The sequence below is a fragment of the Sphingomonas sp. UBA978 genome (assembly GCF_002292295.1).
Taxonomy (GTDB): domain Bacteria; phylum Pseudomonadota; class Alphaproteobacteria; order Sphingomonadales; family Sphingomonadaceae; genus Sphingomonas.
Map to the genome: position 1 here is coordinate 83,131 of NZ_DBBS01000020.1, position 20,622 is coordinate 103,752.

The 20,622-nt window shown below is 67.9% G+C and carries 18 protein-coding genes; 6 read left to right on the plus strand and 12 right to left on the minus strand.

Annotated features, from left to right (window positions below; genetic code table 11):
- Window positions 1-198 precede the first annotated feature (198 nt).
- On the plus strand, window positions 199-2,640 hold the full coding sequence (locus tag B2515_RS12970) for a TonB-dependent receptor (RefSeq protein WP_293877602.1): 2,442 nt from the start codon (window positions 199-201) through the stop codon (window positions 2,638-2,640).
- Between the two features lie 215 nt (window positions 2,641-2,855).
- Here the strand turns inward: B2515_RS12970 and B2515_RS12975 are convergent, their stop codons facing one another.
- From B2515_RS12975 to B2515_RS12995, 5 genes are read right to left on the minus strand one after another with little or no spacing between them, the layout of a single operon-like run.
- Window positions 2,856-3,794 (minus strand): ABC transporter substrate-binding protein, encoded by a 939-nt coding sequence (locus B2515_RS12975; protein WP_293876935.1) that lies wholly within the window; start codon window positions 3,792-3,794, stop codon window positions 2,856-2,858.
- Window positions 3,791-4,879 (minus strand): LLM class flavin-dependent oxidoreductase, encoded by a 1,089-nt coding sequence (locus tag B2515_RS12980; protein ID WP_293876937.1) that lies wholly within the window; start codon window positions 4,877-4,879, stop codon window positions 3,791-3,793. The genes B2515_RS12975 and B2515_RS12980 overlap by 4 nt, the downstream gene beginning before the upstream one ends.
- Window positions 4,880-4,901: 22 nt before the next feature.
- Window positions 4,902-6,134, minus strand: coding sequence for a rhodanese-like domain-containing protein (locus B2515_RS12985; protein WP_293876939.1), 1,233 nt, complete (start codon window positions 6,132-6,134; stop codon window positions 4,902-4,904).
- Window positions 6,131-6,745 (minus strand): cysteine dioxygenase, encoded by a 615-nt coding sequence (locus B2515_RS12990; protein ID WP_293876941.1) that lies wholly within the window; start codon window positions 6,743-6,745, stop codon window positions 6,131-6,133. The genes B2515_RS12985 and B2515_RS12990 overlap by 4 nt, the downstream gene beginning before the upstream one ends.
- The gene (locus B2515_RS12995; protein ID WP_293876943.1) at window positions 6,742-7,527 is read right to left on the minus strand and encodes an ABC transporter ATP-binding protein; all 786 of its coding nucleotides are present in this window, start codon (window positions 7,525-7,527) and stop codon (window positions 6,742-6,744) included. The genes B2515_RS12990 and B2515_RS12995 overlap by 4 nt, the downstream gene beginning before the upstream one ends.
- 503 nt (window positions 7,528-8,030) lie before the next feature.
- Here B2515_RS12995 and B2515_RS13000 point away from each other — a divergent pair.
- Window positions 8,031-8,867, plus strand: coding sequence for a LysR substrate-binding domain-containing protein (locus tag B2515_RS13000; RefSeq protein ID WP_293876945.1), 837 nt, complete (start codon window positions 8,031-8,033; stop codon window positions 8,865-8,867).
- 25 nt (window positions 8,868-8,892) lie between these two features.
- Here B2515_RS13000 and B2515_RS13005 read toward each other — a convergent pair whose 3' ends face one another.
- From B2515_RS13005 to B2515_RS13015, 3 genes are all read right to left on the minus strand, one after another.
- On the minus strand, window positions 8,893-9,618 hold the full coding sequence (locus B2515_RS13005) for an ABC transporter permease (protein WP_293877604.1): 726 nt from the start codon (window positions 9,616-9,618) through the stop codon (window positions 8,893-8,895).
- 133 nt (window positions 9,619-9,751) lie between these two features.
- Entirely contained in the window at window positions 9,752-10,768 is a 1,017-nt protein-coding gene (locus B2515_RS13010; RefSeq protein WP_293876947.1) for an ABC transporter substrate-binding protein, read from the minus strand.
- Between the two features lie 242 nt (window positions 10,769-11,010).
- Window positions 11,011-11,877, minus strand: coding sequence for a TauD/TfdA dioxygenase family protein (locus tag B2515_RS13015; RefSeq protein WP_293876949.1), 867 nt, complete (start codon window positions 11,875-11,877; stop codon window positions 11,011-11,013).
- Between the two features lie 216 nt (window positions 11,878-12,093).
- Between B2515_RS13015 and B2515_RS13020 the strand changes: the two genes are divergently transcribed.
- Window positions 12,094-12,894 carry an SDR family NAD(P)-dependent oxidoreductase gene (locus tag B2515_RS13020; protein ID WP_293876951.1) on the plus strand — a complete coding sequence of 267 codons (801 nt, stop codon included), beginning with the start codon at window positions 12,094-12,096 and terminating at the stop codon, window positions 12,892-12,894.
- A 362-nt stretch (window positions 12,895-13,256) separates the two neighbouring features.
- The gene (locus tag B2515_RS13025) at window positions 13,257-15,602 is read left to right on the plus strand and encodes a TonB-dependent receptor (protein ID WP_293876953.1); all 2,346 of its coding nucleotides are present in this window, start codon (window positions 13,257-13,259) and stop codon (window positions 15,600-15,602) included.
- A 42-nt stretch (window positions 15,603-15,644) separates the two neighbouring features.
- On the opposite strand, the gene B2515_RS13030 is transcribed toward B2515_RS13025, so the two are convergent.
- From B2515_RS13030 to B2515_RS13040, 3 genes are read right to left on the minus strand one after another with little or no spacing between them, the layout of a single operon-like run.
- Window positions 15,645-16,841: a HupE/UreJ family protein gene (locus B2515_RS13030; RefSeq protein WP_293876955.1), complete on the minus strand. Its 1,197-nt coding sequence runs from the start codon at window positions 16,839-16,841 to the stop codon at window positions 15,645-15,647.
- Window positions 16,838-17,743, minus strand: coding sequence for a peptidylprolyl isomerase (locus B2515_RS13035; RefSeq protein ID WP_293876957.1), 906 nt, complete (start codon window positions 17,741-17,743; stop codon window positions 16,838-16,840). The genes B2515_RS13030 and B2515_RS13035 overlap by 4 nt, the downstream gene beginning before the upstream one ends.
- Window positions 17,740-18,504 carry a c-type cytochrome gene (locus B2515_RS13040; RefSeq protein WP_293876959.1) on the minus strand — a complete coding sequence of 255 codons (765 nt, stop codon included), beginning with the start codon at window positions 18,502-18,504 and terminating at the stop codon, window positions 17,740-17,742. The genes B2515_RS13035 and B2515_RS13040 overlap by 4 nt, the downstream gene beginning before the upstream one ends.
- 375 nt (window positions 18,505-18,879) lie before the next feature.
- Between B2515_RS13040 and B2515_RS13045 the strand changes: the two genes are divergently transcribed.
- Together B2515_RS13045 and B2515_RS13050 are read left to right on the plus strand one after the other, a co-directional pair.
- Window positions 18,880-19,392 carry a DUF6644 family protein gene (locus tag B2515_RS13045; protein WP_293876961.1) on the plus strand — a complete coding sequence of 171 codons (513 nt, stop codon included), beginning with the start codon at window positions 18,880-18,882 and terminating at the stop codon, window positions 19,390-19,392.
- A gap of 30 nt (window positions 19,393-19,422) precedes the next feature.
- Window positions 19,423-19,899 (plus strand): DUF6644 family protein, encoded by a 477-nt coding sequence (locus tag B2515_RS13050; protein WP_293876963.1) that lies wholly within the window; start codon window positions 19,423-19,425, stop codon window positions 19,897-19,899.
- 305 nt (window positions 19,900-20,204) lie between these two features.
- Here B2515_RS13050 and B2515_RS13055 read toward each other — a convergent pair whose 3' ends face one another.
- Window positions 20,205-20,618, minus strand: a complete 414-nt coding sequence (locus B2515_RS13055; RefSeq protein WP_293876965.1) for a DUF6152 family protein — start codon at window positions 20,616-20,618, stop codon at window positions 20,205-20,207.
- Between the last annotated feature and the right edge of the window lie 4 nt (window positions 20,619-20,622).

Genomic DNA, 20,622 nt, shown 5'->3' on the forward strand with positions numbered 1-20,622 from the left:
CTCTTCCCTAAGAATTGTTCGTATTAAATTTCCTCATAATTTCATGATATCATCAAAATGATAACTTTCGTTTGCGGCATCATAGAATGATTGCGTTCTCCTGATCGCGGTTACTCCACATTGATATCCCCGTGGTTCTGATGGGGGGTGTTGATGTTTCATGCGACGCGACTGGGCAGGCTGTCTCGCTGCATCGTGATGCCGGTCCTGCTCGGCTCGGCCGGCAGCGTTCTGACGGCCGGTGCGGCTCTGGCTGCCGACCGGGCTGGCGATACCGCGGCGAAAACGGCCGGCAAGGATGCTGCGGCCGCCACGCCTGCGGACGACGAGGGCCAGCACGTCGAGGCGATCACCGTCACCGCGCGTCATCGCAGCGAGAACCTGCAGCGCGTGCCGATCGCGGTCACGGCGGTGACGGCGCGCGATCTTGCCGCCTCCGGCAATTTCAGCATCCGGCAGATCCAGCAACAGGTCCCCAGCCTGTCGATCCTCGGCTTCAACCCGCGCAACATCACGATCCAGATCCGCGGCCTCGGCACGACCGCGGGGACGGTCAACAGCGGGATCGAGCCGGGCGTCGGCGTCTATGTCAACGGCGTGTACAACGCGCGGCCGTCGATCGCGGTGTTCGATACGTTCGACGTCGCCAGCGTCAACGTGTTGCGCGGGCCGCAGGGGACGCTGTTCGGCAAGAACACGGTCGCCGGCGTGATCGAGGTAAACACGAGTCCGGCCTCCTATACGCCCGAGGCAAGCGGCGAGATCACCTACGGCAATTACGATTTCAGCCAGATCAAGATCGCGGTGTCCGCGCCGATCGACGACACCGGCTTTGCCGTGCGCCTCGCCGGGATCAAGTCCGATCGCGACGGCACGATCTACAACACCCGGTTCAAGGCGCCGTGGCAGGATTACCACAATCAGGCCGTCCGCGGCGAGATCGCCTATCGCAGCCCGGCCGAATCGTTCCACGCCCGGCTGATCGCCGACCTGAACAAGCAGCATCAATATCAGGGATTTCAGCTGATCCGTGGCGTTCTGCCGCGGCTGCGGGCGGATGGCAGCGTCGGCGTCGCGCGCGACTTCTACGCGCGTGCCGCCGACGCCGGATACACGCCGTTGCCGATCGATCCGGCCGCCCGCCGCACCGATCTCGACACGCCCTTCACGGTCGACATGAAGACCGGCGGGGCGTCGCTGCAACTCGACCAGACGGTCGCCGGCCATACGCTGACCTCGATCACCGGCTGGCGCTTCTGGGACTGGACGCCGTCGCTCGACGGCGATCGTCTGGGGGCTGCGATCAATACCGCGAGCAACCTGCCGACCTATCAGCGCCAGTTCAGCGAAGAGTTGCGGATCGCCTCGCCGAGCGGGCAGGCGCTCGAATATACCGCCGGCCTCTATTATTTCTGGCAGCGCAACCGCGAGATCCCGTACAACGCCTTCGGTCCCGACGCCGCCAAATATCTGCTGGGGGCCGCCTATCCCGCCGAGGCGCTGAACGGCGTCGGCCAGCGCGGCCTCTATCTGGCGACGACGCGGAGCTATTCGGGCTTCGTCAACGCGACCTGGCACGCGACCGCGCGGCTCGATATCAACGCGGGCGCGCGCTACACCTATGAAAAGCGCGTGGGCTATTACAACGCCTATCAGGTCGATGCGATACCGATCACCGACCCGGTGTTCGCCGCGCTGACCGCCGCCCAGCGGACCGCGATCGTCAACCAGCGCAACAGCAGCTTCCCGCTGTCCAACACCTATGACGCCGCGGCCGAGGGGGGGAAGGTGTCGGGGACGATCAACGCGCTGTACAAGGTGACGCGCGACGTCAACGTCTATGCGGGCTACTCGCGGGGATTCAAGTCGGCGGGCATCAACCTGGCCGCGCCCGTCCAGCTCGCCGACAGTCCCGCACCGCAGACCTTCGAGCCGGAAATCGTCGACGCCTTCGAAATCGGGCTGAAGACCGATCTGTTCGACAACCGGCTGACGTTCAATGCCGCGCTGTTCCTGTCGAACGACAAGGATTATCAGGCGAACCAGAGCATTATCGCCACGATCAACGGCGCCAGCGTGCTGCGCAGCTTCATCACCAACGTCGGCACGGTACGGACCCAGGGCGTCGAGGTCGATGTCCGCGCCACCCCGATCGACGGACTGCGGATCACCGCGGCGGCGACCTATAACGACGCGTATTTCCGCTCCTACGTCAATGCGGCGTGCCCGTATCGCGATCGCACCGCCGCCAATGCCGGCGTCTGCGACCTGAGCGGCAGGCCGGTCAGCGGCGTGTCGAGGTTCGTCTACAACGCCTCGGCGGAATATGGCTTCGCGACGGGCAAGGCCTGGGGGTTCGACACCGAAACCTATTTCGGTGGCGACTACAGCCATCGCAGCAGCGCCTATGGCGCGCTCAACGACGACCCCTACAGCCTGATTCCCGCTTACGGGCTGGTCAATGCCTATATCGGCATCCGCGATGCCAATGGCGTGTGGGACCTGAAGCTGTGGGGCCGCAACCTCGCCGACACGCTCTATTACACCAACGCCTCGGTCGATCAGGCGACGACCTATTCCTATGCCGGGGCGGTCGGCGATCCGCGCTTCTACGGCGCCACCCTGCGGCTCCAGTTCTGACCGGCGTCGCTTTCGAGGGCAATCCGATGACGGGTCCTGCGACCATCCTTCGATCCGACGTGCTGGTGATCGGCGGCGGCATGGCGGCCTGCGCGATTTCTGGCGGCTCGGCCCGCTGCTGGGCGAGGGCGCCGAGATCGCCGCGCGGCGCTATGCGGAGCGCATCGCGCAAGCCGGATAGCGCCGCGGTCGCCGGCAACGGACCGGGCCGGACGTCAGATCGCCCGGAATGCCTCGTCGATCGACCGGGGACGTCGGATCAGGCCGGCGCGGCGTAACGTGTCGAGCACGATCTGCTGGTCCGCCACGACCCGTGCATCGATCGGCACCGGCAGCCGCCGGTTCTTGTCGACCATGATCCGCGCGATGGCCGGCGGCAGTCCGGTTTCGGCGGCAAGCACGCGCGCGTAAGCGTCCGGATGGGCCGCAGCCCAGCGCAGGGCGTCGCCCTCGCGCCGCAGGAAGTCGACCAGCAGCGCGCGATTGGTGGCGATTGCGGTGTCGTTGGCGACATCGAAACCGTAGCCGACCGTCAGGTCGCGGCCATCGGCGATCACCCGTCCGCCCTCCTGAATCGCCGTCGTCAGATAGGGGACCCAGACCGCCCAGGCATCGACCGCCCCGGAGGAGAAGGCCGCCTTCGCATCCCCCGGAGAGAGAAAGACGAACCGCACGGAATCGGGCGGCAGTCCGGCGGTCTCGATCGCGCGCAGGGCAAGGTAATGACCGATCGACCCGCGGGTGGTCGCCACCTGCTTGCCGCGCAGGTCGGTCATGGTCCGCGCCGGGGAGGCGCCGGGAACGACGACGCCGATCGCCTCTCGCGGGCGCGGTTCGGCGCGCTGTGCCGACACCGCCCTGACCGGGCTGCCGCTCTGATAGGCGAACTGGAACGGCGCATCGCCAGCGAGCCCGACGTCGACCGCGCCGCTGCCGACCGCCTCCAGCAGATTCTGCGCCGCCGGAAATTCGGACCATTCGACATCATAGTCCGCCCCGTCCAGCGCGCCGGACGAGAGCATCAGTGCCTTGGTCCCGCCCTTCTGGCTGGCGACCTTCAGGATCGCGCGCCCGTCCCGCCCGCATGCCGCGAGCCCGGCCGACGCGGCGAGCAGGACCAGCGCGCGCCGGCGGGAGATCGACGTTCCGGTCATGCGACCTCGGGTAACGTGCGGGCGTCGCGCTGCGCGACGAGGTCGCGGACGAGCGGGATCAGGTCGCGACCATAAGCGATCGCGTCGCCGAGCGGCTCGAACCCCCGGATCAGGAAATGATCCACCCCCAGGTCGTAATAGTCGAGCAGCGCGTCGGCCACCTGTTCGGGCGTGCCGACCAGCCCGGTCGAATTGCCCGCCGCGCCGCCGAGCGCCGCGACGCCGGTCCACAGCCGCTTGTCGACGCGATAGCCCTGCGTCGCGGTCTGCAGCAGCCGCTGCGATCCGGCGTTCACCGGCGCATGGTCGCTGGTCTTCAGCCCCGCCGACGTGCGCAGGTCGCGGACCCGCTCGACGATCTCGTCCGCGCGCTTCCAGGCGGCCTCCTCGGTATCGGCGATCACCGGCCGCAGCGACAGCGAGAAGCCCGGGCGCCGGCCGTGCCGTGCGGCGGCGGCGCGGACCCGCGACACCACCTCGCGCACCTCCGCCAGCGCCTCGCCCCACAGCGCATAGACGTCCGCATGCTTGCCCGACACCTCGATCGCGATGTCGGACGACCCGCCGAAGAACACGGGCAGGTTGGTCGGCTTCACCGATGCCAGCCCCTGTTCCACCCGGTAGAAGCGGCCGTGGTGATCGAACGGCTGCTCCGCCGTCCATTCCCGGCGCAGGATGGTCAGATATTCGTCGGTGCGCTGGTAGCGTTCGTCCTTGGTGGTGAAGTCGCCGTCGCGCGCCATCTCGCTGTCGGCGCCGCCGGTGATGATATGCACCGCGACCCGGCCGCCCGACAGCGCATCGAGCGTGGCGAACTGGCGCGCGGCCAGCGTCGGCTGGGTGAAGCCGGGGCGGTGCGCGACCAGGAAGCCCAATCGGGTCGTGATCGCCGCGGCATGTGCCGCCACGATCTGGCTTTCGGGCGAGGTCGATCCGAACGGGATCAGCACCCGGTCGAAGCCGCCCGCCTCCTGCGCTTTGGCCGCCGCCTCGACATATTCGAGGTCGAGCGCGCGACCGCGCACCGCCTCGTGGATCTCGCTCTGGTCGTTGAAGCCGATATAGCCGATGAACTGGACGCCCATGATGGTCGCTCCCTTGCGTGGTTCAGATGACGAAAAACCCGTGGCTGCCGTCGCGCGCGAGCTGGGCGACGAGCCCGTATTCCCATTCCAGATAGGCGTTCATCGCCGCCGCCGGATTGTCGGTGCCCTCATAGGGGCGCTTGTAGCGGCCCTCGCGCGATCGCGGTGCAGGGCCGGGCGCGCCGGCGCCGGGTGCGAACAGGTCGACGCCGTCGAGGACATAGACCTCCCATCCCATCTGCGCGAGCCACGAGGCGGTCATCGCCGCGCGCACGCCGAGGTCGTCGGCCAGCACGATCCGCGCGCCGCGCACCGGCGCGAAATGGTCGGTCTCCTGTACCAATTGTCCCCCGGGGGCGTTGGCGAAGCCGGGGATATGCCGCCGCGCATAATCCTCGGGCGCGCCGACGTCGAAGCGGTACAGCGTCCGGGCGGACTCCCCCGCGAGCGCCGCCAGCCCCCTGGCATCGATCCATTTGACGCCGGCGTGATAGGCGACGTCGCGCGCCTTGCGCCGCGCCTCTCCGGCGATCGCGTCATCGATTTCGGGCGCACGGCGTTGCTGGCCGGTGTCCAGCGTCTGGCCGGCGAGCGTCCAGCCGATCGTGCCGTTGCGCAGCGCCGCCACCCGGTTGGGCAGGCCGGCGTTGACCAGCGACTGGGTGCCGATGATGCTGCGGGTCCGGCCGGCGCAATTGACGATCACCAGCGTATCGGGATCGGGCGCCACCGCACGCGCGCGCAGCACCAGTTCGGCGCCGGGGACGCTGGTGCCGGTCGGAATGCTCATCGTCGCATATTCGTCGAAGCGGCGCGCGTCGAGGATCGCGATGTCGGCCTTTTCCTCGATCAGCGCGTGGACGTCCTCGGCCGACAGCGACGGCGTATGCCGGCGATGTTCGACCAGTTCGCCGAACGCCTTGCTGTAGGAATTGACGTCCCGGAACAGCTCGAACCCCGCCGCGCGCCATCCCTGCAATCCGCCCTCGAGCCTGCGGACATCGGTATAGCCCAGCGCTCGAAAGGCGGCCTCGCCAGCGGCGACCAGGCCCTCGCCGTCGTCGTAGAGGACGATCGTCGTCGTCTTGCGCGGCAGGCGCGCACCGGCCTCGACGGCGATCCGGTCGACCGGCAGCTGTGCTGCGAACAGCGGATGATCCTGCGCGAAGACGTGCTCGCTGCGCAGGTCGACGATCGCGATTTCGGCGCGGGTCAGCAGCGCGTGGCGCACCGCCTGCGGGCTGATGCCGGTCATGCGGCCCGGCTTTCGGTCCAGATGTTCGGGAGCGCGGCATTGGCATAGCCCGAGACGAACGGCTTCGGCCGACCGGCGGCGTCGAACGTCGCGCGTTCGACCGCGCCGATATTGGCGCCATAGACGTGGATGCTGATCGAGACGCGATCGTCATGGGCATTGGCGACGCGGTGAATGTCGCCGATCCGGGGGCTGACCCGATCGACCCGACCGGCCGCGAGGATTTCGGGGGCGCCGATGTCGACCAGCGCCCCGTCCTGCCGCCGGAAGCTCTCGACCCGTTCCGCGCCGCGCAGCACGCCGACCAGTCCCCAGACGCGATGGTCGTGGATCGGCGTGGCCTGACCCGGCGCCCAGACGAAGCTCACCACCGAAAAGCGCGCGCGGCTGTCGCAATGGAGCAGATATTGCTGGTAGCGGGCCGGGTCCGGCACGGCATAGGCGTCCGGCAGCCAGTCGTCGCGGGCAACGAGCCGTTCGAGCAGCGCCGAGCCGGTCGCGAGGATCGCGGCCTCGTCGTCGGTCGACGCGAGCAGATCGCCGAAGCCGGTGACGAAGGCGCGCAATCCGGCGAGATCGGGCGACGCCTGTCCGATAGGGGCGGCGGTCATCGCGCCGGTCCGGTCGGGATCGCGACGACATCGGCATAGGAGCCCTCCGGCGCCTCGACCCCGAGATGGCGGAGCAGCCGTGAGCGGAGCGGCCGGATCGCGGCCGTGCGGCTGCCACGCTCGGCCGCGATCCGCTCCTCGGCGACGATGCGCCCCTTGTCGAGCACCAGCACCCGATCGGCCAGCGCCATCGCCTCGTCGACGTCGTGGGTGACCATCATCACCGCCGGCCGGTGCGCGCGCCACAGCGACAGCACGAGGCCGTGCATCTTCATCCGGGTCAGGGCATCGAGCGCGGCGAACGGCTCGTCGAGCAGCAGCAACTCGGGTTCGCGGACCAGCGCGCGGGCGAGGGCGGTACGCTGCGCCTCGCCACCCGACAGGGTCAGCGGCCAGGCATCGAGGCGGTGACCGAGCCCCACCTCGTGCAGCGCCGCTTCGGCCCGCGCGCGCATGTCGCCGCCGCGCAGGCCGAGCGCGACGTTGCGCCAGACCGGCTTCCACGGCATCAGCCGCGCATCCTGGAACACGACGGCGCGCGAACGCGGCACCACCACGTCCTGCCCGGCGACATCGTCGAGACCGGCGAGCGTGCGGAGCAACGTCGTCTTGCCGCTGCCGGACCGGCCGAGCAGCGCCACGAATTCCCCCTCGGCGATATCGAGGTCGAGCCCGTCGATGATCGTGTTGACCCCGAACCGCCGGGTAAATCCCCGCAGCCGCGCGGCAGACGGTGCGGTGTCTTCGGGCGGCACCGGGGGCGGGGCGAAAGCGACGTTCATACGATCGGCTCTCCGGAAGGCGCCCGCGCGGGATGGTTCGGCGAATGTCGGGGCGAGGTGTGAGCGCGCATTCGCGGGATTACAGCGCCTAAGTCCTACCGATGCAATGGAGTTTGGCAGTCGGACCTATTGGAGCCTCTCATATGTGGCCACGATCAGGGGATAAGCCATTGCTAAGCCGACAATATATCTCCTGTTTCTGGGGCGCCAAAAATCCTCTTTCAGCCGCTAAACCGAAAAGGATGAGGTTCAAACCCTATCCGCGCTATAGGATATTCGCGGGGGCGATGGACCATGACCTTTCGCGCAGGGCAGGACGAAACCGGGACGGTGCAGCACCGGTGCCGGGAGGCGAAAGGCATCCCGATCGGGGCGGTGTCGGCCTGTCCTGCTCCGCATCGAGCCCCCTGCCGAGCCATGCCTGCGCCGCGTCGTGCCGGGGTGGGTGATCTGATCCGAACCGTCCGTCTGCGGACCGGTTCTACGAACGGGTGAACATCAGGATGCCGATCAATCTTCCCACCACGCTGCTGCGGAGTTTCGTCGCGATCGTCGATACGGGATCGATGCTCAACGCGACCGAGCAGGTGTTCGTTACCCAGTCCGCGCTCAGCCTGCAGATCAAGCGGCTGGAGGATCTGGTCCAGCAGGTCCTGTTCTCGCGCGAGGGGCGGCGACTGGTGCTGACCCCCGCCGGCACCGTCCTGCTCGACTATTCGCGGCGTGTCCTGGCGCTGCACGACGAGGCGATCGTGGCGATCGGGGCCGGCAATTTCGCCGGCCCGGTCCGGGTCGGGATGGTGCAGGATTTTGCGGACACGCTGTTTTCGGGGCTGTTGCAGCGATTTGCCGAACTCCATCCGGATTCGCAGATCTATGCGCGGGTCGCGGGGACGGCGGAATTGCTGACGATGTTGCAACGCGGCCAGCTGGACATCGTCATCGGCTTCGCCGGCGCCGACGATCCCGCCGCGGTCCGGATCGCGCCGATGAAATGGTATGGCAGCCCTGCGCTGGCGGAGGGCGCGATCCTGCCGCTGGCCGTGCTCGAACAGCCGTGCCGGTTCCGCGAGGCGGCGATCGCGAGCCTCGATGCCGCCGGGCGTCCGTGGCGGATCGCGATCGAGACGCCGAACCTCAGCACCTTGCGGGCGGCGGTCGAGGCCGGGCTGGGCGTCACCTGCCGCACGCATCTGTTCATCGGCGATGGCGCGAGCCTGAGCGCGGACACGCTGCCGGCGCTGCCGCAGGTCGCGTGCATCGTCGGCAAGGCGAACGACCTCGGCATGGCCAATGCCCGCCTCGCCGAACTCGCCACGCAGGTGGTGCGCGACCTCTGACGGGGCCGCGCGCGCACCGGCGCGGTCAATGCCCCAGGATCGTTGGCCGCCAGACGAGCGCCCTGGTTTCGATCCGCCGCACCAGCGCGTCGCCCGCAAGCCCCAGCAGCGCGTAGACGATCACGCAGACGACGATCACGTCGGTCTGCATGAAGTCGCGCGCGCGGTTGATGAGCGCGCCGAGCCCGGCGGTCGCGTTGATCTGCTCGGCGACCACCAGCACCAGCACCGCCACGCCCAGCGCATAGCGCAGGCCGACCAGCAGCGCGGGCAGGGCGGCGGGCAGCACGACATGCGTGACGATCTCGCCGCGGCTCAGGCCCAGCGTGCGCGCCGCCTCGATCAGCCGCACGTCGACGCCGCGGATGCCGTTGAACAGGTTGAGATACACCGGGAACAGCGTCGCCAGCGCGATCAGCAAGATCTTGGGCTGCTCGCCGATCCCGAACCAGATGATGAACAGCGGCGTCAACGCCAATGTCGGGATCGTCCGTTTGATCTGGACCAGCGGATCGATCGCCGCCTCGGCCGCGCGCGACAGGCCGGCCGCGAGCGCCAGCGCCACGCCCAGGATCAGGCCGATCGCCAGACCGGCCAGCGCCCGGCCCAGCGACACCAGCAGATTGTACGGCAGTTCCCCGCTGACGATCATGCCCGCCATCGTCTCTGCCACGCTGCTCGGCGCGGCGAGGACGTTTGGCGGGATCAGGCCAAGCCGCGACCCCGCCTCCCACAGCAGCAGCCCCGCGATCGGCGACGCCCAGCGCTGGCGGGTGAAGGCGAAGCGCCGTCTGGGGGCGGCGGATGCGGGAATCGCCGCGGCGGACGGTAATGTGGCCAAGGATACCTCCATCAGGCTGCGGATTCGAACGGCAGGCGCGACATCAGCGCACCGCCGGTTCGCTGCCGCGGTTGAAGATCGGGTCGTAGCCGCCGCGGATGTCGGGCACCGCGGCGATCACGCCGGCGCGCCTGTATCGCTCGAATATCCGCACCTGTTCGGCGACCAGCCGGTCGTCGATCGGCACGGTCGATCCGAGGTTGCTGGTGATCGCGAACAGCGCGACCCGGAACGGCAGGCCCGTTTCCCTGGCAAGCACCGCGGCATAGTCGCGCGGATGCTGTTGCGCCCATGTCTTGGCGCGCGACAGGCGCTGCACGAAATCGGCCAGGATCGCGCGCTTGGCGGTGAGTGCGCCGTCGTTCGCGGCGAAGAAGCCGACGTCCTTGGACAGACCGGTTCCGTCGGCCAGCACCCGGTCGCCGTCCTCGAGCAGGGCGATGCCGACGCAGCTGCCCCAGGTCGACCAGGCGTCGATCGCGCCGGTGCCGAGCGCCGCCTTGGACTCGCCATTGGCGAGATAGACCCATTCGACGTCGGACGCCTTGAGCCCCGCCTGTTCCAGCAGGCGCAGCACGAGATTCTGCCCCGCCGAACCGCGGATCGTCGCGACCTTCTTGCCCTTGAGGTCCGCCACCGTGCGCAGCGGCGAATCGCGGCGTACGATCACCGCCGACGCCCGGCCGGCCCCGTCCGCCGCGCGATAGGCATAGACCGCCCTGATGTGCGCGCCGCTGGCATAGGCGAAGGCGAACGGCGCGCTGCCGACGCCGCCGACATCCACCGCGCCGGCGGACAGGGCCTCCAGCAGCGGCGCCGCCGCCGGAAACAGGGCCCAGTCGATCCGATAGGGCAGGTTGTCGAGCTCGCCGGCGGCCGCGAGCAGCGCCTGCGCCCCGCCGCGCTGGTCGCCGACCGTCAGCGTGTCGCCCGCCGCCGCCCGCGACGGCGATGCGTGACGAAGGAACAGGAGGCCGGTCGCGACGATCAGGATCACCACCACGACCGATGCCGCGACGGGCAACCGCGGGGACGTCCGGGAGGCACGCGGCTCGCTCATTCGAAATTCCCTGCTGCCGGAATGGTGCGTGTCGGGATAAAGCTACCCATGATCTTCGGACGCCCCTGCAAATCTATCGTGTCCGCAACGGAAGAAAAACTACGAACGCGCGCTCTACCTGCTCAATAGTGACGCGCAGCCATGGGCATATTGTATTCTGCCCGCGCCGTATGTTGAGCTTTTCCAATAGGAACGGCGACGGCGCCGACCCTCCGTGCGGAAAGGCGGCGCCTCGGCCGGTTCTACAGGTCGGCGTAGAGCGGTTCGTCGGCGATCAGGACGCGCTCGAGCAGTCGCGGGAAATCGCCATAGTTGCGCACCGCATAATGGACCGCCGCGCGATTGTCCCAGAAGGCGATCGACCCCGGCTTCCACGAGAAGCGGACCTGGAATTCGGGGCGCTTGTACTGGCGCAGGATCTCGTCGAGCAGCGCCTGGCTTTCGGCGAGTTCGACGCCCAGGATCTGCGGCTTCTGGGTGAAATTGGCCCAGAGGATCTTCTGCCCGGTTTCGCGGTGGGTGCGCACCAGCGGATGCGCGACGACCGGATAGTCGTGGCCGCCCGCGGTGAGCGCGGCACGGAAGTCATGCGTCGCGTGCAACCCGTCGAGCCGCTGTTTGAGCTCGTCCGACAGCCCTTCATAGGCCAGATGCGCGTCGACCCAGATCGTATCGCCGCCGACCTCCGGCAGCGTCACCGCGCGCAGGACCGCCCCCCAGGTCGGCACCAGCCGCCAGCTGGTGTCGGTATGATAGGCATCACCCGGCCGGACGTCGCGCGCGCGTTTCTTCTCGTATCTGGCGGCATCCTCCGCGGAGATCCGGTGGATCTGGGCGATGGTCGAATCGCGCGACGTGCTGGGGTGGGTGTACAGCGGCCCGAACTGCCGGGCGAAGGCGGCGTGCTGTTCGTCGGTCAGCGTCTGATCGCGGAAGAAGACGACCTTATATTGCAGGATCGCCGCCTTGATCGCGTCGCGTACGGCGGGCGACAGCGGCTGGCGAAGGTCGACGCCGCCGATCTCCGCACCGATCGTCGGCTGCAGGGGGCGAATGGCGATCTCGTTGTGATCCGCACGTTCCAGGATTGCGGCTGCAGCAGTTGACATGGCGATGCGTCTCCGTGGTTCTTCCAGTGGAATGACGACAATACCGTGCGATCGGGTTCGCGTATTATGAATATGGCCGGCATATCTATTGAATATTCAAACGTGTCCGTGGCGATCAGATATACTGATGGCTCCGTTCAATATTTATCATCGATATGGCTGTTTCATCCGGGCGGGCGATCCTTAAAGGCGTTGCCGTGAATGGGAGAAGAGACGATGGACCTTCATCTTGCTGGCAAACGTGCGATCGTGACCGGTGGCAGTCGCGGGATCGGTCGGGCGATCGCTCGGGCGCTGCTCGACGAGGGCGTACGCGTCGTGATCGCGGCGCGCGACGGTGCCGAGGTCGGGCGCACCGCCGTTGCGCTGGCCGGGGCGAGCGGTGGCGACGTGTACGGGCTTGGTGTCGATACCCGCGACGATGCGTCGGTCGATGCCTTCGTCGCCGCGGCGGTCGAGCGGCTCGGCGGGATCGACATCGTCGTCAACGCCGCCGCCCGCCCCGGTGCGATACCCGATGTTCCCGGCATCGCCGGCGTCGGCTCGGCCTATATTCTGGAGGAGATCGATACCAAGCTGGTCGGCTATCTGCGCGTCGCCCGCGCCGCCGCGCCGCATCTCGTCGCCAACGGCTGGGGCCGGATCATCAACATCAGTGGCCTCGCGGCGCGCACGACCGGCACGATCCCGGGGTCGGTGCGCAACGTCGCGGTCGCCGCGCTCACCAAGAGCCTCGCCGACGAACTCGGACCAAAGGGGATCAACGTCACCGTCGTTCATCCCGGCGCCACCCGCACCGAACGCACCGCCGCCATCGTCGCGGCCCGCGCGGCCGCGGATGGCCTGTCGATCGCGGCGGCGGAGACGGCGCTGTACGGCAATTCGCTGATCGGCCGTATCGTCGAGGCCGAGGAAGTGGCGGCGATCGTCGCCTTTCTGGCATCGCCCCGCAGCGTCGCGATCAACGGCGACGCGATCGCGGCGGGCGGCGGGCAGCCCCGGGCGATATATTATTGAGCGCCGGTCCCCGTTCCTCTCCGGGCATGCATGTGTCGTACGCCGTTGCGCACAAATAGAGGCGCGAATGTTCCGGTCATGCGATGGTGAATCCATGAATCCGCCGGCGACCGATCGCGAACAGCTTGTATATTATCAATAGGAGGGCGCGTCTTATTCATAATACCCCGGCGTAATCGTCTTGTAGGACAGTATTGTCCTGTCGGATCTGGCGATTCGGTTGCGGGGAATACATGCGGTCACGATCGGCATCGCGCGCTTCGCCGGTCCCGGCGCCCTCGATCCTCCGGACAGGATGCCATCGATCGTCACCAGACGACGGCCTGAACGGCAAAGATCTGCGAAACAGGGGGAAATCGTCCATGACCAGCGCATCTGCGACGTCGGGCGGGCGCCATGTCGCCCGCGTCATGCTTCATGCCGGCGCCGCCACGGCCCTGCTGGCCACGGTGGCGGTGCCGGCATCGGCGACCGGACGCGGCGCGGGGCAGGACGCCAGGACGCGGGCAACCGGGGAGGACGCCGATCCGGCGGGGGAGGGGCTGGGCGATATCGTCGTCACCGCCTCGCGCCGGACCGAGAGCATCCAGCGGACGCCGATCGCCGTCACCGCGATCGGCAGCGATGCGATCGACCAGCAAAAGATCGTCACCTTCCGCGACCTGTCGGGGCGCGTGCCGGGCCTGCTCGCTCCCAAACGGTCGACCGCCTATACGACCCAGACCTATTCGATCCGCGGCATCGGCGAGACGGACACCTATCCGGAGCCGTCGGTCGCGGTCTATGTCGACGACGTCTATCTCGCGCGTACCGTCGGGTCGCTCTACGACACGCCCGATCTCGAACGGGTCGAGGTGCTGCGCGGACCGCAGGGGACGCTCTACGGGCGCAATTCCAGCGCGGGCGCGATCCGCTTCATCACCCGGGAGCCGACCGCCGAGCGCCAGCTCTATGTCAGCGCGACCTATGGCAGCTACGACAATCGCGATCTCAAGGCGCGGATCGGCGGCGCCATCCTGTCGGACGACCGGCTCAACGGCTCCTTCTCGATCATCCGGCATACGCGCGATGGATGGCAGCATGACGTCCCGCTCGACATCGACGTCAACGACCTCGACCTGACGGTGCTGCGCACCAAGCTCAAGTCGCGCCTCGACGGGCGCCTGTCGGTGACGCTCGCCGCCGATGCGATGTTCGATCGCTCCAGCCAGAGCTATTACACCCCCGTCAACCAGCCCGACGGCCAGACCGGTACGGGGCGGCGGACCGATCCGGACCTGACCTGGGAACCGGTGCGGCCCTATAATTTCACCAACGCCTATGGCGGCTCGCTGACCGTCCGCTACGAGATCGACCGGCATCTGGTGCTGAAATCGGTCACTGCCTATCGCGGCATCGACGGACCGATCTATTACGGCAACTCCGGCGTCGCGGCGATCAAGTCGCCGAGCTACGCCGGGTTCCGCCAGTATCAAAAAACGCAGGAATTCAACCTCAACGGCGAATATGACCGGTTCAACTTCGTCGCCGGGCTATATTACTTCTCCGAATATTTCCACAATCATCGGCTCAGCCAGTCCGCGAGCGGCACCGTCGACAATGTCGGCACCGTCACGCATACCGACAACTGGCTGCGCACGACCAGCTATTCGGGGTTCGCGCAGGGCAATTACGCGGCGACCGATAAGCTGACCGTGACGCTGGGCGCGCGCTGGACGACCGATCGCCGCCGCTTCCGCAACATCGGCGAGCAGGGGACGCGCTGGGGACTGCATCAGCCGGAGGACTGGGGCTATGATCCCGACGCCTTCTTCCGGCTCTATCCCCGGGGCGTGTCCGCCGGCAGCACCTTCACCTCCTTCGACGTGACCGCCCGCCCGCGCAGCTTTTCCAGCTTCACGCCAAAGCTGGGGCTGAACTATCAGTGGACGCCCGACGTCTTCCAGTATGTGTCCTATGCCCGGGGCTTCAAGAGCGGCGGCTACGACCTGCGCACGAACACGGCGATCGGCAGCCAGACGCCGTATCTGCCGCAGATCCTGACGACCTACGAAGCCGGCCTCAAGACCCGTTTGTTCGCCGGTCGCCTGACCGCGAATGTCGCGATCTTCTACAACGACATCACCGATCTGCAGGTGCGCGCATCGAGCGCTGCGGCATTGGGACCAGTCACCAACCAACTCCTGAACGCCGGTAGCGCCACCTCCCAAGGCGCCGAACTGGAGGTCGGTGCCGCGCCCGTTCGCGGGTTGCAGGTATCGGCCAGCGCGGCGTATCTGCGCACGCGCTACGAGAGCTTCACGGCGACGCTGCCGGCGAACGTCCCCGGCCGGACGACGCTGCTGGGGCTGGACTTTCCGCTCTCGCCGCGATGGCAGGTCGGCGGGTCCGCCAGCTATCGCTTGCCGCTCGCCGGACCCGGCGCATGGCGGATCGGCGTCGACGTGCAATATGAATCGAAGCGCTATGGCGACATCTTCAATACCGAGCAGACCGCGACCCGGGCGCAGACCTTCGCCAACGGATCGATCGGCTATACCACCGAAGACCGGCAACTGACCGTCGGCGTGCGGGTCAACAACGTCTTCGACCTGCGACGCGCGCAGACGGCGACCTATGTGCCGGCCAATGCCGGCGTCTATCCGACCTATTACCGGGCGTACAACGAGCCGCGGATGGTGAACGTCTTCATCGACAAGAACTTCTGATTCCGGCGAGGGGCGGGCGCCGTCCGGCAGGCGGCCACCTCTCTAGATGGCGAAGCTCCGCCCGACGAACCAGAACATCCCCAGTCCGACGAGCAGGGACGCGCAGACATCGACCACGATCGGTCGCGGCAGGGTGAGGCTGTGGCGCTGCAACCCCCATATCGCGCCCGACAGTGCAAGGACGAGGCTCAACTGGCCGATCTCCACGCCCACATTGAAACCGACCAGCAGTTCGGCGAGGCGCGCCGGCGGAATCGGATCGCTAAGCAGGTCGGCGGCAAAGCCGAAGCCGTGGATCAGCCCGAACACCAACGTCACCATCAGCCGCAGGCGTCCGGCGTCGCGCACATGGCCTGAGATCATCAGGTAATTGGCCGAAAACAGCCCTGCGCCCAGCAGCAGTAGCGGCGGCAACAGTCCGACGCCCGCCAGCCGCAGCGCGAACATCGCCGCCAGCACGCCGCCGGTCCAGAGCGCCAGCAGCCCCGGCCGGCGGGTCGCGACGGCGATATTCTCGATCCCGATCAGCGCGATCGTCAGCGCCACCAGCGCATCGATGAACTCCGCATGCGGGCGGACGATGCCGGTCACCGCCAAGGCCAGCGTCAGGCTGTGGCCGAGCGTGAAACCGGTGACGACGAAGGCGAGATCGCGCAGCCGGCGCGAGATCAGCACCAGCCCCACCAGGAACGACATATGGTCGATGCCGGTGAAGATATGCGCGATCCCCATCCGCACGAAGGCGAGGAACCCTGCGCCCTCCAGCGCGCCGCCGCTGTCGATCGCGATGCTGCGGTGGTCGCGGTCGAACAGCTGTTCGGCGAAGCCCTCGGCGCCGGTCCGGATCTGGGCGATGGTCACATGCGTCGGCACCAGATCGAAAAAGGCGTCGCTATGGAGGACGATGCCTTCGGCAGACGGGCAGTGGAAGCTGAACGCGATGCGGCGGTAACCGGCCGCGGCGACCGTCGCGCGGGGCGGCGCGGCCGTCCGGCAGGGACGATCGCCCGCGGTCGCTTTCTCGTTGGCGGCCAGATAGCGGATGAGCGCGGCGTCGCTCGGGCGGGATGCGCTCGGGACGATGCGCTGCGCCTCGCCGTCGCTCATCGCGAAGCTGAGATGGACGCTGCGGCCGTCGATGCGCCAGGCGCCATGCGATTCGCTGCGCGTGTGGGCGTCCGCGCCGGCGCCGGCGATGAGCGCCGTCAGCATCGCCAGCACGATCGCGAGGCGCGTCATTCGAGGTCCGGCGCGATGCGGATATCCGCACGCTGGCGCAGAAAGCGGCCGTTGTTCCGCTCGAGCCCGGCGACCTTGTCCCGCACGACGTCGCTAAGCACGCGATCGCGGACGTCGCCGAACCGGACCGGGGCGGGGGGCCGATTGTGGCGTACGATCAGGATATGGGTCCGGCCGCCGCTGGCGACCGGCGGCGAGATGGCGCCATCGGCCAGTCGGACGGCCTGCGCGAACAGCGCGGGGCCGAGGTGCAGCCGGGCGGCGAAATAATATTCCTCGCCGTCGTTCATCACACCCGAACGGGTCAGCGACTGGCGTTGCGGCGCCGCGCCGGCACGCAATGCCGCAACGATCGCCGGCGCCCGCGCGTCCTGGCCGACCGGGACCAGCCAGTCGGCCAGTTCGATCGTCCCCTCGCCGGCATAAGCGTCCCGATGCGCGGCGAAATAGGCGCGCAACTCGCCATCGGTCGCGCCGGCGGTGGTCGCCTCGATCGCGGTCTGTCCCTCGGTGGCGGCCACCAGCGCCGCGCGCACGTCGATATCGTCGTTGGCGAGGCCGAGTTCGATGCCGCGCTGCACGTACAGTTCCTCGCGGATCATGTCGTCGATCACCTGCCGGCGTTGCGCCGGCGTCGCATGCGCAAGGTCGGTGTCGTGCAGCGCGCGCAGCTGCTGGATGACGTCGGTACGCAGGATCGGCACCTGGTTGACGATCGCGGCGTCTTCGGCGGGAAGGCCGGCGGTGCGTGTGCCCTGCGCGGTGAACAGGCCGTAGCCGGCGACGGCCAGCCCCAATACCGCCCCGATGGCGCACAGCGCCAGCGACCGGCGCGCGTCGGCGCCCGCTAGGTTCCACGCGCCGCTGGCGACGGCATCGTCGGGTATCGGGTCGGCGGTCATGGTGTCTCCGGCGGCGGCGCGGACAGCGATGCGACATAGGCCGAGACGGCCCGGATGGCGGCGGCGTCGAGCGCCTTGGCGAATGCGGGCGAGGTGCCGCCCCGTCCATAGGCGATCGAGCGGCGGATCGCGGGTGCGGTCCCGCCATACAGCCAGACCGGATCGGCGAGATCGGGCGCACCGACCGCGGGATCGCCCCGGGCGTCGACGCCGTGACAATCCCAGCAGCCTCCCGATCCGCCGTAGATGCGCCTGCCGCGCGCCGCGGCGGCATCGTCGGTGCTGCGGCGGGCCAGGCCGAGCAGGAATTGCGTGACGTCCTTCGTTCCCTGCGGGGTAAGCGGAGGGATCGGTTCAGCGGCATAGGGGCGGGCGCTGGCATAAGCGGGCATGGCGGCGAGGTTCCAGCCCTTCCGGTCGCCCGAGCGAATGCCGTGGCGGACGATCGATTCGATCTCCGCGACGCGCCCCTCGCCGTAGAGGTGTTCGCCGTCGCGCAGGGAGGGGATGCCCCGCGCCGCATCGGCCTCTCCGGCAATGCCGTGGCAGCGCGCGCAATGGCGGGCGAAGACGCTGCGGCCGAGCGGCAGCGCGACGGCTGCCAGCGCGGGGTCCGCCAGCACCGTGTCCGGATCGGCCCGCACCATCGCTGCGCGCGCCGTCGGCGGCAGGACGTGGCGGACGAGCAATACGGCGAGGAGGAGCAGGGTGGCGGCCGCCAGCCAGCGTGCCGACCTGCTGCGCGGAAGAAGATTCGCCATGTGCGCTAGGACGGTATGGTCCGGACCGGCGCTCCACGATCACCCCGGCGGCGCCGGGCGCGACAGGCCGGCGCGGCCTTCGCGGCCGGCCGGGAAGTGGCGTCCCGGAAGCGCAGGTTCGTCGCTGCGAGCATGGCAATGGACCCTGGAAGATGTCGTCACGGCAGTGCCGCGCGATCGGATCATTGGCCAACGAGCATTGCTGATATCCGGTCCAGTATTACTCATCGATCGGGGCGGCCGGATCTGGCGCCGGATCTGGCGGCGTGGCGATCAGATCAGCAGGACTTCTTCGACCTATGACATGTTCCAAAGACACAGGAGGCGATCGAGCCTGTATCGGTCGGTGGAATATTACCGATTGGGGGCGGTACGATGATGACGGCATCGCTGGTCGACTTTACGCATTGGCTGGGCGGCACATGGCTCGCCGCAACGGTGGCCGGTCACTTCTGGATCGTGCCGGCGCTGCAGGTCGTCCACATCCTCAGCGTGGCGGTGGTGCTTTCGGGCGTGCTGCTCATCAACCTGCGCGTCGTGGGCATCGTCGAGCGCAGCCAGCCGATCGCAGCGGTGCTCGATCGCTTCCTGCTGCCGACCGGGATCGCGATACTGGTGCTGGCGATCACCGGTGCGCTGTTGATCGCGGGTGAGCCGACGCGCGCCGTCTTCCGCACCATCTTCTGGGTCAAGATGGCGCTCATCCTTGCGGCCGGACTGCTGACCTGGTCGCACCGGTCCGCCCTGTCCGCGACGGATTTCGGCGTTCCCCGGGTGCGCGTCACGCGCAAGGCCATCGCGCTCGTGGCGCTGCTGCTGTGGCTCGGCGTGATCGTGGCGGGGCGCTGGATCGCCTATGTCGAAGCCTGGCCCGGCGCCCCGGCCTGATCCCTCTCACCTTTCACCGGGACGACCATCATGAACCTTGAGGATTTCGCGGACTGGCTGTCGCAGACGCCGCTGTCGATCGCGCTGACCGATTCCGAAACCGCCTTTCCCGCGATCGAATCGCTGCACGTGATCGCGATCACGCTCGTCGTCGGATCGATCGCCATCGTCGACCTGCGGCTGCTGGGGCTGGCCGCGCGGCGGCGGGACGCGTCGGAACTGATCGCGTCGATCCTGCCGATCACCTGGTCCGCCTTCGCACTCGGGGTGGTGACCGGCATCCTCCTCTTTGCGGCCAATCCGATCGGCTACAGCGCCAACGCCTATTTCCTCGGCAAGCTGATCCTTCTGGCGCTCGCCGGAGCGAACATGATCGCGTTCCACCTCTTCGCGCACCGCCATCTGGCGAAGGAGGGCGCGCTCGCTCCCAAATTGTCGGGCGGCGCATCGCTGACCTTGTGGGTGGCGATCGTGACATTCGGACGACTGATCGGATTTACGCTATGACGATAGACCGCGCTGCCGGGGGATATGTTTGGGGATATCCATCATTAGTGGCTCCGTAGATACAAAAGTCCGGGGGCAACCAGATGGATATTGGCAATTATTCCGAAAATATCGATGCTTGCGATATCGCCTGCCTGCCCACCCAGACCTGTGTCGATGGCCAGTTTGGCTGTACGACCGCCGGCAACGGCATGCCGGTCTACCAATTGCAACGATCCGCGTAGGCTATGGGTGACGGTCGCGTTCAAACGCTGGCCGGGCGAACGGGCGACTTTGGGTGCCGGCTCCGGCTTTCATCGGGTGCGCTATTGCTCCCCTTTTTTCTCGATATCGATCAGCCGCGCCTGCAGCACCTGACCGGTTTCGACCAGCGTCGCCTTGCGGAAACCACCCCCGCGTTGCCCGTCACGCAAGGGATTGATCTCGACCAGCACCTTGTCGCCCGGCTTGAGCGATTTGCGGGTCCAGCCAAGGCGCGTGAGATTGCCGGGGCTGGTCAGTTCCACCGCCCAGAGCTCCGGCGCGCCACCGGTGCCGCCGTCGGCCAGCACGAACAGCGAGACGTGCGGGTTCACCCAGCGAAACTCGCGCACCGTGCCCCTGAGCGTCCGCGCCTTCGACGGATCGAACATCGCGAAGCTGTGGTGCGCCTCGGCCGGCGGGCTGGTCGCCACGCCCAGCATGGTGAGCGCGGCGGCGGCGAGAACGAGGCGCGTCATAGCC

Coding starts and splice junctions, on each gene's coding strand:
- B2515_RS12990 (WP_293876941.1), bottom strand. CDS start 6,745: ATGACCGCCGCCCCTATCGGACAGGCGTCGCCCGATCTCGCCGGATTG.
- B2515_RS12975 (WP_293876935.1), bottom strand. CDS start 3,794: ATGACCGGAACGTCGATCTCCCGCCGGCGCGCGCTGGTCCTGCTCGCC.
- B2515_RS12995 (WP_293876943.1), bottom strand. CDS start 7,527: ATGAACGTCGCTTTCGCCCCGCCCCCGGTGCCGCCCGAAGACACCGCA.
- B2515_RS13035 (WP_293876957.1), bottom strand. CDS start 17,743: ATGACCGCCGACCCGATACCCGACGATGCCGTCGCCAGCGGCGCGTGG.
- B2515_RS13030 (WP_293876955.1), bottom strand. CDS start 16,841: ATGACGCGCCTCGCGATCGTGCTGGCGATGCTGACGGCGCTCATCGCC.
- B2515_RS13045 (WP_293876961.1), top strand. CDS start 18,880: ATGATGACGGCATCGCTGGTCGACTTTACGCATTGGCTGGGCGGCACA.
- B2515_RS13055 (WP_293876965.1), bottom strand. CDS start 20,618: ATGACGCGCCTCGTTCTCGCCGCCGCCGCGCTCACCATGCTGGGCGTG.
- B2515_RS13010 (WP_293876947.1), bottom strand. CDS start 10,768: ATGAGCGAGCCGCGTGCCTCCCGGACGTCCCCGCGGTTGCCCGTCGCG.
- B2515_RS13050 (WP_293876963.1), top strand. CDS start 19,423: ATGAACCTTGAGGATTTCGCGGACTGGCTGTCGCAGACGCCGCTGTCG.
- B2515_RS13020 (WP_293876951.1), top strand. CDS start 12,094: ATGGACCTTCATCTTGCTGGCAAACGTGCGATCGTGACCGGTGGCAGT.
- B2515_RS13025 (WP_293876953.1), top strand. CDS start 13,257: ATGACCAGCGCATCTGCGACGTCGGGCGGGCGCCATGTCGCCCGCGTC.
- B2515_RS13000 (WP_293876945.1), top strand. CDS start 8,031: ATGCCGATCAATCTTCCCACCACGCTGCTGCGGAGTTTCGTCGCGATC.
- B2515_RS12970 (WP_293877602.1), top strand. CDS start 199: ATGCCGGTCCTGCTCGGCTCGGCCGGCAGCGTTCTGACGGCCGGTGCG.
- B2515_RS12980 (WP_293876937.1), bottom strand. CDS start 4,879: ATGGGCGTCCAGTTCATCGGCTATATCGGCTTCAACGACCAGAGCGAG.
- B2515_RS13040 (WP_293876959.1), bottom strand. CDS start 18,504: ATGGCGAATCTTCTTCCGCGCAGCAGGTCGGCACGCTGGCTGGCGGCC.
- B2515_RS12985 (WP_293876939.1), bottom strand. CDS start 6,134: ATGACCGGCATCAGCCCGCAGGCGGTGCGCCACGCGCTGCTGACCCGC.
- B2515_RS13015 (WP_293876949.1), bottom strand. CDS start 11,877: ATGTCAACTGCTGCAGCCGCAATCCTGGAACGTGCGGATCACAACGAG.